Source organism: Nonomuraea coxensis DSM 45129 (assembly GCF_019397265.1).
Classification (GTDB): domain Bacteria; phylum Actinomycetota; class Actinomycetes; order Streptosporangiales; family Streptosporangiaceae; genus Nonomuraea; species Nonomuraea coxensis.
Genome location: NZ_CP068985.1, coordinates 1798003 through 1813004, shown reverse-complemented (window position 1 = coordinate 1813004; position 15002 = coordinate 1798003). Strand labels below are relative to the sequence as shown.

At 70.3% G+C, this 15002-nt stretch carries 13 protein-coding genes; 7 read left to right on the top strand and 6 right to left on the bottom strand.

Features of this window, described 5'->3' with window-relative positions; all coding sequences use genetic code 11:
- Positions 1-2 precede the first annotated feature (2 nt).
- Positions 3-425 carry a roadblock/LC7 domain-containing protein gene (locus Nocox_RS08825; protein WP_020546542.1) on the bottom strand — a complete coding sequence of 141 codons (423 nt, stop codon included), beginning with the start codon at positions 423-425 and terminating at the stop codon, positions 3-5.
- Positions 422-3319, bottom strand: coding sequence for a sensor histidine kinase (locus Nocox_RS08820; protein WP_219495591.1), 2898 nt, complete (start codon positions 3317-3319; stop codon positions 422-424). Before Nocox_RS08820 ends, Nocox_RS08825 begins: the two co-directional genes overlap by 4 nt.
- Positions 3320-3782: 463 nt before the next feature.
- On the opposite strand from Nocox_RS08820, the gene Nocox_RS08815 reads away from it, so the two are divergent.
- The 4 genes from Nocox_RS08815 to Nocox_RS08800 are packed head-to-tail and all read left to right on the top strand — an operon-like array spanning position 3783 to position 7339.
- Positions 3783-4772 (top strand): ABC transporter substrate-binding protein, encoded by a 990-nt coding sequence (locus tag Nocox_RS08815; protein WP_026215275.1) that lies wholly within the window; start codon positions 3783-3785, stop codon positions 4770-4772.
- Positions 4769-5542 carry an ABC transporter permease gene (locus Nocox_RS08810; RefSeq protein ID WP_020547728.1) on the top strand — a complete coding sequence of 258 codons (774 nt, stop codon included), beginning with the start codon at positions 4769-4771 and terminating at the stop codon, positions 5540-5542. The genes Nocox_RS08815 and Nocox_RS08810 overlap by 4 nt, the downstream gene beginning before the upstream one ends.
- Positions 5539-6321, top strand: a complete 783-nt coding sequence (locus Nocox_RS08805) for an ABC transporter permease (RefSeq protein ID WP_020547727.1) — start codon at positions 5539-5541, stop codon at positions 6319-6321. The genes Nocox_RS08810 and Nocox_RS08805 overlap by 4 nt, the downstream gene beginning before the upstream one ends.
- Before the next feature lie 13 nt (positions 6322-6334).
- Positions 6335-7339: a methyltransferase gene (locus Nocox_RS08800; RefSeq protein WP_020547726.1), complete on the top strand. Its 1005-nt coding sequence runs from the start codon at positions 6335-6337 to the stop codon at positions 7337-7339.
- An 87-nt stretch (positions 7340-7426) separates the two neighbouring features.
- On the opposite strand, the gene Nocox_RS08795 is transcribed toward Nocox_RS08800, so the two are convergent.
- Genes Nocox_RS08795 through Nocox_RS08780 form a run of 4 tightly spaced genes read right to left on the bottom strand, consistent with a single transcriptional unit; the run spans position 7427 to position 11777 of the window.
- On the bottom strand, positions 7427-8014 hold the full coding sequence (locus tag Nocox_RS08795) for a GTP-binding protein (protein ID WP_219495589.1): 588 nt from the start codon (positions 8012-8014) through the stop codon (positions 7427-7429).
- The gene (locus Nocox_RS08790; protein ID WP_020546541.1) at positions 7995-8390 is read right to left on the bottom strand and encodes a DUF742 domain-containing protein; all 396 of its coding nucleotides are present in this window, start codon (positions 8388-8390) and stop codon (positions 7995-7997) included. The genes Nocox_RS08795 and Nocox_RS08790 overlap by 20 nt, the downstream gene beginning before the upstream one ends.
- Before the next feature lie 37 nt (positions 8391-8427).
- Positions 8428-8850, bottom strand: a complete 423-nt coding sequence (locus Nocox_RS08785; protein ID WP_188190775.1) for a roadblock/LC7 domain-containing protein — start codon at positions 8848-8850, stop codon at positions 8428-8430.
- On the bottom strand, positions 8847-11777 hold the full coding sequence (locus Nocox_RS08780; protein ID WP_219495588.1) for a nitrate- and nitrite sensing domain-containing protein: 2931 nt from the start codon (positions 11775-11777) through the stop codon (positions 8847-8849). The genes Nocox_RS08785 and Nocox_RS08780 overlap by 4 nt, the downstream gene beginning before the upstream one ends.
- Before the next feature lie 517 nt (positions 11778-12294).
- On the opposite strand from Nocox_RS08780, the gene Nocox_RS08775 reads away from it, so the two are divergent.
- From Nocox_RS08775 to Nocox_RS08765, 3 genes are read left to right on the top strand one after another with little or no spacing between them, the layout of a single operon-like run.
- Complete coding sequence (locus Nocox_RS08775; protein WP_026215039.1) at positions 12295-13290, top strand: ABC transporter substrate-binding protein; 996 nt, start codon at positions 12295-12297, stop codon at positions 13288-13290.
- Positions 13287-14108, top strand: a complete 822-nt coding sequence (locus Nocox_RS08770; protein ID WP_020546545.1) for an ABC transporter permease — start codon at positions 13287-13289, stop codon at positions 14106-14108. Before Nocox_RS08775 ends, Nocox_RS08770 begins: the two co-directional genes overlap by 4 nt.
- Positions 14105-14983: an ABC transporter permease gene (locus tag Nocox_RS08765; protein WP_020546546.1), complete on the top strand. Its 879-nt coding sequence runs from the start codon at positions 14105-14107 to the stop codon at positions 14981-14983. Before Nocox_RS08770 ends, Nocox_RS08765 begins: the two co-directional genes overlap by 4 nt.
- The last annotated feature ends 19 nt before the right edge of the window (positions 14984-15002 follow it).

Below are 15002 nucleotides of genomic sequence, written 5' to 3'. Positions count from 1 at the left end.
CATCACCTGGTCTGGCTGGCACGCAGCTCCGCGCGCACAGCCGGGGTCAGCACCTGCCCGGCGCGGTCGACCATCAGCGTCATCTGGTACGCGACCAGACCCATGTCGCAGTCGGGCGCCGCGAGGACCGCCAGGCACGAGCCGTCGCTGATCGACATGATCAGCATCAGCCCGCGCTGCATCTCCACGATCGTCTGGTTGACCGCCCCGCCCTCGAACACCCTGGCAGCGCCCTGCGTCAGGCTCACCAGACCCGACGCGATGGCCGCCAACTGATCGGCGCGATCCGCCGGGAAGCCCGACGAGGCGGCCAGCGGCAACCCGTCCGACGAGACGACCACCGCGTGCGCGACACCCGGGACCGTGCTGACGAAGTCGGTGATCAACCAATCCACCCCGCGTGCCGCGTGGCTCAGGTCGTTCACGCGCCCTCCTCCCTGCTGTCACTCCTGGGGCCGGACCCGTACGTCCTGCCCTCGCTGATGTCATCGCGTGCGGCCCGGAAGCCCTGCTGGAAGCTCGACAGGCGGCTGCGCACCCGTTCCGGCGAGACGGCGGGCATGGGCGCGACGCCCTTCGGGGCCGAGACGGTGTCGGCCGAGCCGGGCACCAGGTTGGCCTTCGGCACCCGCTTGGGCAGGCCGGAGGCCGTCGCCCCGTCCCGTACGGGCTCGACCACGGCCTTGGCCGCGCTCCAGCCCTCGTCGGCCTTGCTGGAGCCCCAGGTGGCCGCATTGCCCTCGCCGCCGTGCTCGAACCAGGCGGACTCGACGGAGGCGAAGATCGGCAGGTACTCGTCCCCGGACGCCGCCGGCTTGACCACGGGGATGGGACCCGTGGCGGCGGACTCGGTCTCGGGGAAGTCGAAGGACGGCCCGCCACCGCCGGACGGGCGTCCGGCGGGGCGCGTCCACGGGCTCGGCTCCTCGGCGGGAGCGCGGGTCCAGGGCGAGGGCTCCTCCGGCGGGGCGGCGCCCCGGCGCGGCAGCGCCGTGGTCTCGCCGGTCACCGGGCCGCGCGAGGAGACCCACACGTCCGAGGAGGGCGCGGAGTTGTTCGCCATCCAGTTGCTCGCGCCGGCCCCTGCCCCATGGCCCGCGCCGCCGCCCCCGCCGTTGTCGGAGGGCCACTGCGGCGCCGACGCCCACGGGGAGCCGGCCGCGGCGGGCTCCGTCGACGGGTACGACGGGTACGACGGATGCCCGGGACCGAGCTGGTAGGTCGAGGCCGGCCAGCCGGCGCCCGCGGGCTGCGGCGACGGGAACGCCTCCTCGCGGGACGGCTGCCCTGCGCCCGCGGTGGCGGGCGTGGCGGAGCCGGCGTACGAGGGGGCCTGCGCGCCGAGCAGCGACTCGGGGATGAGGACCATGGCGGTCAGGCCGCCGGAGCCGTGCGGCCGGAGCTGCACGCGGATGCCGTGCCGGTGGGCCAGGCGGGCGACCACGAACAGGCCCATGCGGCGGGACACCGACACGTCCACGGAGGGGGCGTTGGTGAGCCGGTCGTTGGCCTGGGCCAGTTCCTCGGCCGTCATGCCGATGCCGGAGTCGGTGATCGACAGCATGATGCCGCCGCCGTCGATCCTGCTGCCGGAGACGGGTACGCGGGTCTCGCGCGGGGAGAACGACAGGGCGTTCTCGATCAGCTCGGCGAGCAGGTGGATGACGTCGTTGACGGCCTGGCCGGCGATGGAGACGCCCTCGGGCACCTCCAGGACGACCCGCTCGTAGTTCTCGACCTCGGAGAGGGAGGCGCGGGCGACGTCGACCAGCTTGACCGGCTGGCTCCAGCGGCGGGGCGGCTCCTGCCCGGCGAGCACCAGCAGGTTCTCGCTGTTGCGCCGCATGCGGGTCGCGAGGTGGTCCAGCTTGAACAGGTTGCCGAGCCGCTGCTCGTCCTGCTCGCCCTGCTCCAGGCCGTCGATCAGGGTGATCTGCCGCTCCACCAGCGTCTGGCTGCGGCGCGACAGGTTCACGAACATCGCGTTGACGTTCGCCCGCAGCTTGGACTCCTCGCCCGCCAGGCGGACCGCCTCGCGGTGGACCTCGTCGAAGGCCCGCGCCACTTCACCGATCTCGTCCTTGGAGTTGATCTCGATGGGCGGCACGCGGAGCTTGTCGGGGCTGACGTCCGTCTCGCGGAGCTGGCGGACCAGGTTGGGCAGGGTCTGGCCGGCGATCTTGAGCGCGTCGCCGCGGAGCCGGCGCAGCGGCCGGACCAGCGAGCCCGCCATGATGGCGGTGATCACGAGGACCAGGATCAGCAGGCCGACCACGATCGCGATGTTGATCGCGGCGAGCTGCCTGTCGGCGCTGGCGACGTCGGTGGAGCGGGTGGCGACCTGCACGCCCAGGTTCTTCTGCACCTGGTGGAGGCGGTCGACGGTGTCGCTGATGGAGTCGAACCAGCGGCCGGCGTCGTCGTTGCTGCCGGTGTCGAGCCGGCGCAGGTAGCGGGTGCCGGTGACGTTGTTGCTGCTGGCGACGCCGACGGCGTTGTTGTGCAGCAGGACGGCGCGGTCGATGTAGAACTCGGCGCGGCCGATCTTGAGGTTCGCGACGGTGTCGTCGAACATCTGCCGCTGCTGCAGGGTGGCGGCGGAGCGGAAGGCCGCCCGCTCGCTGTTGCGCTTGGACCCCGCGTCGAGGAAGGCGTTGAACTCGGTCTCCTCGAACGACCCGCGCTCCAGCGCGATCGCCAGCAGGCCGCGCTGCTTGGACGCCTCCTCCTCCGCGCGCGCGACGGCGCGCAGGGCGGCGCTGGTGGAGATCAGCTGCTCGTCCGCGGCGCCCTGAGCCAGCTCGTCGTAGAGCTGCAGCAGCTCGGCGATGGTCTCGGAGTACTTCTCCATCGTCGGGAGCGGCGGGAGCTGCGTCTTGGTCGCGGTGTCACGCAGCGAGCGGAGCTGGGAGAGCCGGGTCCTGATGCGGTCGAGCGAGCGGCGGCCGATCTCGGACAGGGACCCCTCGGTGTTCTTGGCGCTGGACAGCACGCGGCCGACGCTGACGTCGACGATGCGCTGCTGGCCGGCGAGCCGGTCCAGCTCGCCGCCGGAGCGGCCGGAGGCGACGTAGCGGCTGGCCAGGTCGCGTTCGAGGCCGAGGTCGCGGACGAGCTCGCCGACCTGCGTGATGAGCGTGTTGACCTCGCCGACGACCTGGTACTGCTGGGCGCTGCCGATCGAGCTGGTGACGCGGAGCGCGCCCAGCACGACGGCCACGATCGTGGGGATGGCGATGAGGGCGATCAGGCGGGTTCGTACACGCCAGTTGCGCAGCGCGAGCGGGCTGCCCGACTTGGGCAGCTGAACCTCTGGCACCTCGCCGCCCACTGACTTTTCGGGCACGTCCGGGGCCCTACCACGACCGGTGTCGGTCGTTGTTGTCCTCACTGGTGGCAACCTCTCGCCATGGCCTGCTTTGTGGGGGTCTCAGCGGCTTCGTCTCTCGCACGAGTGATCGCAGGCAAGTTCGAGGCCCAATTTGAGCACAAACCTCATAGTTAGGCCAACGTATCGCCAGTTTTCAACCGTTCCAACTCACACATTGTTCACATGGCAAGCCCTTGGACACGGAGCGCAACCGGCGCATCAATCCGGACATTCAGTCCATAAACGGTCTTTATCCCCATATTTACATCTATAGCCGTTTACAGTCATATTTGACAGATAAACAGCATATACGCGGCATTGCGCCGACCTTCCGGCGTCCCCTTCCGCTACGCTTCACGCCCGGTATCCTGTGCCGATCTCCAGAAGCTTCCCCCTGGTAGGAGAACCCCCCATGACACGCAAACTGCGCTGTTACGCCGTCGCACTCGGCGTCACAGTCGCTCTGACGCTTGCCGGCTGCGGCGGATCCGACGACGGTGGCACCACGTCAGCCAACAGCAAGGGCTTGGAGAAAACCACCATTAAGATCGGTGCTCTTCCGATCCCTGACCCTGTATCGCTCTACATCGCGCAGGCCAAGGGCTTCTTCAAGGAAGAGGGCCTCACGGTCGAGCCCACGCCGATCACCGGTGGCGCCGTGGCCGTCCCGATGATCGAGAGCGGCCAGCTCGACATCTCGCAGACGAACTACGTCTCGACCTTCGCGGCCGTCGCCGGCGGCAAGAAGATCAAGCTCGTCGCCGACATGTACCAGGCCGGCGCCAACTGCTTCGTCATCATGGTGCCGAGCAACTCGCCCATCAAGACGGTGGCCGACCTCAAGGGCAAGACGATTTTCGTCAACAACCTGAACAACATCGCCACCCTCGCCGTCGAGACGCAGCTCAAGGTCGCCGGTCTCTCCAAGGACGACGTGAAGTTCGCGGAGAAGCCGTTCCCCGAGATGGGCAACGCGATCAAGGCCGGCCAGGCCGACGCGGGCTGGATCACCGAGCCGTTCATCACCGCCAACCAGAGCGCCAACGGCTTCCGCAAGCTGGCCGACACCATGACCGGCCAGACCGAGGACCTGCCGATCGCCGGCTGGATGGCCACCGAGGAGTGGGTGCAGAAGTACCCGAAGACGCTCGCCGCCTTCCAGCGCGCGATCGCCAAGGCCCAGCAGCTCGCCTCCAGCGACCGCAAGGAGATCGAGGCCATGCTGCCGAAGTACACCAAGATCGACGCCAAGACGGCGTCCGTGATCACGCTCGGCACCTATCCGAGTGAGCTCAACACCAACCGCCTGCAGAAGGTGGCCGACCTCATGCTCGAGTACGGGTACCTCAAGAGCCCGATCGACGTGAAGTCCGTGATCGCGGCGCCCGCCTCAAGCGGATGACCGGTGCTCGCCTGCTCCGCGGCGCCGTCGGCGCCGCGGGGTTCTTCGTCGTCGGGGAGCTGGTGATCCGCTACGGCATCAGCGACGACATGGACTTCCCTCCCCCGTCGACCATCCTGCTCGAAACCGGGCGCCTCCTGGCGGACCCCGACTTCCTCGCCGGAGTCGGCGCGACCCTCGCCAACTGGGCGCTCGGCCTGCTGATCGCGATCTGCGTCGCGGTGCCGCTCGGCGTGCTGCTGGGCTCGCTGCCGCCTGTGGAGCGCGCCATCCGGCCCATCCTGGAGTTCCTGCGCCCGATCCCCTCGGTCGCCATCATCCCGCTCGCCATCCTGCTCATCCCGGTGGACGAGATGATGAAGGTCTCGGTGATCGTGTACGCCTCCCTGTGGCCGATCCTCATCAACACCCTCTACGGCATGCACGACGTGGACCCGGTGGCCAAGGAGTCCCTGCGCAGCTTCGGCTTCGGCCCGCTCGCGGTGCTCGCGCGCGTGAGCGTGCCGAGCGCGGCCCCGTTCATGGCCACGGGCGTGCGGATCGCGGCCGGCATCGCGCTGGTCCTGGCCGTGAGCGCCGAGCTGGTCGCCGGCGGCGTCGCCGGCATCGGCGTGTACGTGATCCAGGCCGGCAGCGGCAACCGGATGGACCTCATGATGGCCGCGACCGTCTGGGCCGGGCTGTTCGGCGTGGCCGCCAACCTGGTGCTGATGGCCGGCGAGCGGCGCCTGTTCCACTGGCACCGCATGCGGACGGGAGCGCAGTCGTGAAGGCACTCGCCCGGCTCTGGGTCATCCCGGTCGTGCTCGTCGTGTGGGAGTTCGTCGCCCGCGCGGTGGAGGACACCGACTTCCCTCCGCCCACGACGATCGTCGTCCGGATGTACGAGCTGTGGTTCTCCGGCCCGGTCTCCCGCCTCTTCCTGACGGACGACGCGCTGGAGAACCTGCTGCCGAGCCTCGCCCGGATGTTCAGCGGCTGGGTCCTCGCCGCCGTGGTCGGCATCGTCGCGGGCGTGCTGCTCGGGCGCTCGCGCACGGCGACCGACTACGTGGACCCGCTGATCGAGTTCGGCCGGGCGATCCCGCCGCCGCTGCTGCTGCCGGTCTTCATCGTGCTGTTCCAGGCGAGCCTGCCGATGATGCTGGCGGCGATCGTGTTCGGCGTGATCTGGCCGGTGCTGCTCAACACGATCGACGGCGTACGGGCGGTGGACCGCACCTACACCGAGACGGCCGTGGTCTTCAACCTGTCCAAGCAGCAGTACCTGCGGCTGGTGGTGCTGCCCGCGGCCTCGCCGAAGATCTTCGCCGGGCTGCGGCTGAGCCTGTCGCTGGCGCTGATCCTCATGGTCATCTCGGAGCTGTTCGGCAGCACCGACGGCATCGGCTACCAGTTGCTGCAGGCCCAGCGCAGCTTCGACGGCGCCGGCGTGTGGGCCACGATCGCCCTGCTCGGCGTGCTCGGCTATCTCGTGAACTCCCTGTTCGTGCTGGTCGAGCGGCGTCTGCTCGTCTGGCACCGGCAGGCCACCCGCAACGCGACCTGACCTGGAAGGACGTATGCCGCATTCGGACGAGCTTCTCTGGGGAGCCCTGGGCGACATCTCCCGGCTGGCCGCCCTGCTCACCATGGCGGAGCTGGGCGTGGCCGACCACCTGGCGGACGGCCCGCTCGGCACCGCCGAGCTGGCCCGGCGCTGTGCGGCCGACGCCGGCGCGCTGCGCCGGGTCCTGCGCGAGCTGGCCGCCATGGACCTGGTCCGCCCGGCCGGCACGGACGCCTACGACCTCGCCCCGAGAGGCACCGCGCTGCGCTCGGACGTGCCCGACTCGGTCCGCTCGTCGATCAGGATGCTCGGCGAGGAGAGCTTCTGGTACGCCATGGGCCTGCTCCCCGCCACCGTGCGCGAGGGCAGCTCGGCCTTCGTGAAACGGTACGGCCACCTGTACGACCGCCTGGGCGCCGACCCGGCGCTCAGCCGCATGTTCGACGACTACATGAAGCGCCGGTCCCTGCCCTTCACCGAGGGGCTGGCCAAGGCGTACGTCTTCCCGCCCGAGGCGACGCTCGTGGACGTGGCCGGCGGCAAGGGACACATCCTGGCCTCGATCCTGCACACCAACCCGCAGATGCGCGGCGTGCTGCTCGACCTCGGGCACGTGACCGCGCACGCGGAGCGGACGTTCGCCGAGGAGGGGCTGGCCGACCGGACGGAGGTCGTCGCGGGCGACTTCTTCACCGGGGTGCCCGCCGGCGCCGACGTCTACCTGCTGGCGAGCGTCCTGCACAACTGGGACGACGACGACGCCGTCACCATCCTGGGCAACATCCGGCGCGCCATGAGCCCGGACGGGCGGGTGCTGGTGCTGGAGGTGGTGCTGCCCGACGACGCCGCGCCGCACCTGGGCAAGGACATCGATCTGCGGATGCTGGCGATCTTCAACGGGGGCGCGGAGCGTACCCGTGAGGAGTACGCCGCGCTGCTCGGCCGGGCGGGCCTGGCTCTGTCCGAGGTCGTCGACCTGGGCTCCGGCGCGAGCCTCATCGAGGCCCTGCCCGCCTGAGCCCGTCACGGGTCAGCCACGACGCGCCGCCGCTCTCCGTGGCGGCGGCAGGACGCGACGGAGAGCGGGGCGGCGGATCCGGCGAGGTCAACCGCCCCAGCCCGGCACGGCCATCCGCACCGAGAGGGCGTGCTCGACCAGCTCGATCAGCGCGTTCTTGACGGAGTCCTTCTTGCGCGCGTCGAGCCGCACCATGGGGATGTGGGGGGCGAGGGTGAGGGCGTCGCGGACCTCGCCGTCGCTGTGGGGGTATTGGCCGTCCCAGCCGTTGATGCCCACGATGAAGGGGAGCTGCGCCTCTTCGAAGTAGTCGATGGCGGGGAAGCTGTCGGCCAGCCGGCGGGTGTCGACCAGCACGACCGCGCCGATGGCGCCGCGTACGAGGTCGTCCCACATGAACCAGAACCGGTGCTGTCCGGGCGTGCCGAACAGGTAGAGGATCAGGTCACGGTCCAGCGAGACGCGGCCGAAGTCCATGGCCACGGTCGTGGTCGACTTCAGGGGGGTCATGCCGAGGTCGTCGATGCCGGCGGAGGCGTCGGTCATGACGGCTTCCGTGGTCAGCGGCATGATCTCCGACACCGCGCCGACGAACGTCGTCTTGCCCACCCCGAAACCGCCGGCCACGACGATCTTCGTCGAGGTGAGTCCGGGGCTAGAGCCTGCGAAGTCCACTGAGCACCCTTTCGAGCAAGTTCACATCGGGCCGGCCGGCGTCCTCCAGCTGTGGCTGGTGCACGCGGACCAGACCCTCGGCCGCCATGTCAGCGATCAGCACGCGGACCACGCCGAGGGGGATCCGGAGAAGGGCGGACACCTCAGCGACGGACCGGACCTGCCGGCACAGTTGGCTGATCGCCTGGTACTCCGGCGTGATATGCGAGAACTCCCGGTGCTCGGCGGTCGCCGAGGACACCAGGGCCTCCATCGCCAGTTTGACCCGCGGCGCCGTCCGCCCGCCTGTCACGGCGTAGGGACGGACGGGCGATGCGGGGTCCGGGTTCAGCTGCGACTGGGGCTGGGACTGGGACTGGGGCTGCGACCCCGGCACCCAACCGCCGCTGTTCCATCTGGGGTCCGTCATTCCATCACCTGGTCTGGCTGGCACGCAGCTCCGCGCGCACAGCCGGGGTCAGCACCTGGCCCGCGCGATCGACCATCAGCGTCATCTGGTACGCCACCAGACCCATGTCGCAGTCCGGAGCGGCCAGCACCGCCAGGCACGAGCCGTCGCTGATCGACATGATCAGCATCAGCCCGCGCTGCATCTCCACGATCGTCTGGTTGACCGCCCCGCCCTCGAACACCCTGGCAGCGCCCTGCGTCAGGCTCACCAGACCCGACGCGATGGCCGCCAACTGATCGGCGCGATCCGCCGGGAAGCCCGACGAGGCGGCCAGCGGCAACCCGTCCGACGAGACGACCACCGCGTGCGCGACACCCGGGACCGTGCTGACGAAGTCGGTGATCAACCAATCCACCCCGCGTGCCGCGTGGCTCAGCTCGTTCATGCGCCCTCCTCCCTTTCGTCGTTCCGCGAGCCGGCGGAGAACGCCTTGCCCTCGCTGATGTCGTCCCGCGCCGCCCGGAAGCCCTGCTGGAAGCTGGACAGGCGGTTGCGGACCCGGTCGGGCGAGACCGACGGCATCGGCGTCACGCCCTTGGGCGCGGCCGTGGTGCCCGCCGAGCCGGGCACCAGGTTGGCCTTCGGCACCCGCTTGGGCAGGCCGGAGGCCGTCGATCCGTCACGTACCGGTTCCACCACGGCCTCCGCAGCGTTCCATCCCTCGTCCGCCTTGCTGCTGGTCCACGTCTTGTCGCGGCCGAACCAGGCGGACTCGACCGCGGCGAAGATCGGTAAGTAGTCGTCGCCGCCGGCCGCCGGCGGGACCGCCGGGATGGGTCCGGTGTCCCCGGAGTCGTCGGTGAACTCGAACCCGGGGCGCTGCGGCGGCATCGTGTCGCCGCTCCAGCCGCCGGGCGGCGGCTGTGGTGGCGTGGGGCGTCTGGGCAGGCTGCCGCCGTTCCAGGCGGAGGTGCGGGGCGGCGACCAGACGTCGGAGGCGTCAAAGCCGCGCGGCTCGGGCGCCGACCAGGAGGCCGCGTCGGGCTGCCAGCCCGGCGGGTTCGGCCAGCCGTTGCCCTCCGGGCCGGAGGGGAAGGACGGGTGGCCGGGGCCGAGCTGGGCGGGCGGCTGCGGCCAGTCGATGGCGGGCGGGGCCGGATGCGGGCCCGAGTAGGGCTCGTCCCCTCCCCCGCCGCCGGAGAAGGCTGCCATCGGCGGGTCGCCCGCGAAGGAGGGCGGCTGCGCGTACGGCTGGCCGAAGGACGGGTGTCCCGAGGGCGGCTGGTTGAAGGACGGCTGGTCGAAGGCCGGCGGCGGGTTGTACGACGGCGGCTGGTTGCCGGAGAACGACGGCATCCCGGCCGCGTGCGCCGGGGCCTGGGAGCCCAGCATGTTCTCGGGGATGAGCACCATCGCGGTCAGGCCGCCGGAGGCGTGCGGGCGGAGCTGCACGCGGATGCCGTGCCGGTGGGCCAGGCGGGCGACCACGAACAGGCCCATCCGCCGCGAGACCGACACGTCCACGGAGGGCGCGTCGGTCAGCCGGTCGTTGGCCTGGACGAGCTCGTCCTGGGTCATGCCGATGCCGGAGTCGGTGATCGACAGCATCACGCCGCCGCCGTCGATCCGGCTGCCGGAGACCGTCACCCGGGTCTCGCGCGGCGAGAACGACAGCGCGTTCTCCACCAGCTCGGCGAGCAGGTGGATGACGTCGTTGACGGCCTGGCCGGCCACCGAGACGCCGTCGGGCACCTGGAGGACGACCCGTTCGTAGTTCTCGACCTCCGACAGGGAGGCGCGGGCGACGTCGACCAGCTTGACCGGCTGGCTCCAGCGGCGGGGCGGCTCCTGCCCGGCGAGCACCAGCAGGTTCTCGCTGTTGCGCCGCATGCGCGTGGCCAGGTGGTCCAGCTTGAACAGGTTGCCGAGCCGCTGCTCGTCCTGCTCGCCCTGCTCCAGGCCGTCGATCAAAGTGATCTGCCGCTCCACCAGCGTCTGGCTGCGGCGCGACAGGTTCACGAACATCGCGTTGACGTTGCTGCGCAGCCGGGCCTCCTCGCCGGCCAGCCGGACCGCCTCGCGGTGGACCTCGTCGAAGGCCCGCGCCACCTCACCGATCTCGTCGTGCGTGTCGACGCTGATCGGGGCGACCGGGCCCGGGCTGCCGTCGGTGCTCTCGCGCAGGGCCTTGACCGTCTCCGGCAGGCGCTGCCCGGCGATGTCGAGCGCCTCGCGGCGCAGCCGGCGCAGCGGCCGGATGAGCGAGCGGGCGATGAGCGAGATGATCGCCACCACGACGAGCAGCAGGAGCAGGATGAGGCCGCCGGAGATCATCGCCGCGCGGTTGGCGCCCTCCTCCAGGCCGCGGGCGCGCAGGATCACCGAGGAGGCGAGGTCCTTCTCCACGCTCCGCAGGGCGTCGATCTTGCCGGTGCTGACGTCGAACCACGTGGTGACGTCCCTGCTGGGCGAGGCGCCGATGCTCAGCGGCTTGCCCTCCGACGCCTGCGCCATGGCGCGCAGCCGGAACAGGTCGGTCTGGTCCACGTCGCGGCCGACCACCATGTTGCGGTAGAGCTCGAGCTGGTCGAGGTTGGCCAGCGTGGCGAAGAGGGTCTCCTCGCTCTCCTCGCGCGCCTTGGCGTCGGTCAGCGCGTCCAGCTCGCCGCTGTCGAAGGACTTCTTGTCCAGGGCGCTGGCGAGGATGCCGCGCTGCTTGGACGCCTGTTCCTTGGCCCGCGCGATGGCGGCCATGGAGCTCGCGCTGTGGTTGACCTGGTCGTCCACCGCGACCTGGCCGACCTGGTCGTGGAACTGCAGCAGCGCGGAGATGATCTGGGAGTACTTGTCGATCATCGGCAGCGGCTGGATCTTGCCCTTGACGGCGGTGGCGCGCAGCGTCGGGATCTCCTCCAGCCGGCGCAGCACCGGCCGCACGGAGTCGCCGTGCGTGTCGTTGATCGCCTGTCCCCGCTCCTTGACCTCGTCGATGAGCGCGTCCACGCCGCTGAAGGTGGTCTGGAGCTGCGCCTCGCGGCTGCCCGGCCGGCCCTGGGCGATGAACAGCGCGGTCTCGTCGCGTTCGAAGGCGAGCTCGTGGGTGACGGCCCCGAGCTGCTCGCTGAACTCGGCGACCTGCCGGAGGGTCTGGTAGGTGTCGGCGTCGTTGAGCGAGGTGATCACGCTGAGCCCGCCGAGCCCCACGGCCACGGCCGTGGGTACGACGATCAGCGCGATGAGGCGCGACCGCACGTGCCAGTTGCCCAGTCCGAACCTGCGCGAGGTGGGTTTGGCCGGCCGTTGCTTCTGGTGCTGCTTCTGCTGCGCGTGCGGCTCGCGGTCGGCGGAAGCTTCAGCGCTCTGCGTTCTCACTTGCCTTCGCAACCTCTCGCCCCGGGAGGGGAATTCTCGGTGACCCTGCAGGTAAATCCACGTTGGGGCATTTTGTACGTCGAGATAAGCGTCATTTGAGCACATGGCCCGAAGGTGGCCAACCACCGATCGTGCTCGATCGAGAAGTTTGTCCCAGAGTGTCCGAAAAATACGCCAGAATCGGTAAACCGCCGCCCATCTGCGGAAACAAGGTGCAGGAGATCGCCCCGCGGGCCTCTTCCTCACCCGCGGAAGGTTTCACCAGAACCGCCCCGCCAGTAACCTAGGTCTCGTTCACACCTCCATTCCCAAACTGGACAAACCTCCAGTTACTTACCGGTCGTCAAAATTTCACGATATAGCGGCAAGCAGACATTGCAACCACAAGTGTTATCTTCTCGATAATGACCACTAATTTGGTGCTACGGTCGAGCCCTGTTGCGCGTCAGGCGCAAGAGCCGCCGGCAGCAGAAAGCCGCCCGGTCCCCCCTGGCTCCATCTGAAGGGAGTCCCTGACATGAGGCTTGGCCGTCCCGCCAGGGCCGCCATCATCGGATTCGCTTTGACCCTCGCCGCCGCCTGCAGCTCAGGCGGCGGCACGACCGCCAGCGCACCACCGGCCGCCGCCTCCGGCGGCCTGGAGAAGACCAAGATCAAGGTCGCCACCCTGCCGGCCATCGACAGCGCCGCCCTCTACGTCGCCATCGACCAGGGGCTCTTCGAGAAGGAAGGGCTTGAGGTCACCCCGCAGGTGGTCCAGGCCGCGCCCGAGGCCATCCCCATGATGCTCAACGGCGAGATCGACGCGATGTTCGGCAACTACGTGTCGATGTTCCAGGCCCAGGACAAGGGCACGCTCAAGCTGCGCATCCTGGCCGAGGGCTCGCGCGCGGCCCCCGACTCGCTCAGCATCATGGTGCTGCCCACCTCGCCCATCAAGACGCCCAAGGACCTCGAAGGCAAGACGATCAACGTCAACGTCCTGCACAACTTCCAGGAGCTGGCCCTCACGCAGGTGCTGAAGGCCAACAACGTGGACCCGGCCTCCATCAAGTACGTCCAGGTGACGTTCCAGAACATCATGCCCTCCTGGAAGGGCGGCCAGATCGACGCCGCCTACCTCGGCGAGCCGATGGTCACCGCGGCCACCTCCACCATGGGCGCCCGCAAGATCCTCGACCCGGCCTCCGGCCCCGCGGCCGAGTTCCCCATCTCGGGCTACGTCAGCACCCAGGAGTGGTACGACAAGAACCCGCGCGTCGCGGCGGCCTTCCAACGGGCCATCCACAACGCGGCCAAGCTCATGGAGAACAACCGCGAGGTCGTCTCCAAGGTGCTGCCGACCTTCACCCAGATCGACGCGGCCACCGCGGCCACCGTCACCTTCCCCTACTTCTCCAGCAGCGACAACCCGGTGCGCCTGCAACGGGTGGCCGACTGGATGCTGGAGGCCCGCTGGCTGACCAAGGCGATCGAGGTCAAGTCGCTCATGTCGCCGACCACGTCCGGGTGAGCGTGACCGCCACCGCCCTGGCCCCCGGCCGCCCGACCGGCGCCACCGTCAGGTGGTCCCGGCGGGCGGCCGGGGCCCTCGCCTTCGCCGCCCTGATCGAGCTGGTCAGCCGCACCGGCCTGGCCGACCGCGAGTTCCTGCCGCCCGCGACGGAGATCGCCGCGCGGATGGGGGCGCTCGCGCTCGATCCCGCCTTCCGCGCGCACGCCCTGACCAGCCTGCTCGCCTGGGCCGTCGGGCTCGGGCTCGCGGCGGTCGCCGCGGTGCCGCTCGGGCTGCTGCTCGGCAGCGTCCCCGTCGTGGACGCCGCCACCCGCTCGGTCGTGGAGTTCCTGCGGCCGATCCCGTCCGTCGCGCTGATCCCGCTGGTGGCCCTGGTCATCGGCACCGGACTGCAACTGCGGATCTCGCTGGTGGTCTACGCCTCGCTGTGGCCGATCCTCTACAACACGATGTACGGCCTCCGGGGCGTGGACCCGCTGGCCAAGGAGTCGCTCCGGTCGTACGGCTTCGGCCCGCTGTCGGTGCTGCTGCGCGTCTCGCTGCCCTCCTCGGCGCCGTTCATCACGACCGGCGTCCGGCTGGCCACGGGGATCGCGCTCATCCTGACCGTCAGCACCGAGATCGTGGCCGGCCGGGGCGAGGGCATGGGCGTGTTCATCTACTTCGCCGGCATCGCGGTGCCCGCCCGCATGACCGACATCCTGGCCGGGGTGTGCTGGGTCGGGCTGTTCGGCGTGGCGGTGAACGCCCTGCTGGTCGCCTTCGAGCGGCGTGCGTTCCGCTGGCACCACGCCCGGTTGGGAGAGCAGCCGTGAAAGCCGCAGCCGAGGTCACCGCGAAGGTCGCCGCTCCCGCCGGGGACGCTCCGCGGCCCAGGACCGCCGCCCGGCGGCGGCGGGGCGTGCGGACGGCCGTGTTCCGCTGGCTCGTGCTCGCCGTCCTGGTGCTGCTGTGGGAGGTGGCGACCAGGGCGGCGGGCAGCGCGTTCTTCCCCACGCCCGGCACGATCGTGGCGCGGATGCAGGCGATGTGGTTCTCGGGGCCGCCGGAGCGGTTGTTCCTGAGCGACGTCGCCGTCCAGAACATCCTGCCCAGCCTGGGCAGGATGGCCGCCGGGTTCGCCGGCGGCGCGCTGGCCGGGGTCGTGCTCGGGCTGGCGGTGGGGCTGTCGGCCCGCGTCTACGACTACCTCGACGGGGTGCTGCAGTTCCTGCGGGCCGTGCCGCCGCCGGCGCTGGTCACGGTGTTCCTGGTGGTGTTCGGGTTCGGGCTGCGCATGCAGCTCGCGTTCATCATGTTCAGCATCGTGTGGCCGGTGCTGCTCAACACCGCCGACGGCGCCCGCGCGGTGGAGCCGCTGCACCTGCAGACCTGCCAGGTGTTCCGGCTGTCGCGGGCCGAGCGGCTGTGGCGGGTGGTTCTGCCGTCGGCGCTGCCCAAGATGTTCGCCGGGCTGCGGCTGGCGCTGTCGCTCTCGCTCATCGTCATGGTCTTCAGCGAGCTGCTGCCGGGGACCACCAACGGGATCGGGTTCCAGCTCACGGAGGCGTACTCGATGTTCGACCTGCCCGCCATGTGGGCCGCGATCGTGCTGCTCGGGGTGCTCGGCTACCTGCTGAACGAACTGTTCCTGGTCGTGGAGCGGCGCGTGCTCGGCCGGCACCGCGCGGCGCAGGATCCCGTCGGTTAGGGTACGCGCGGTGAGGACC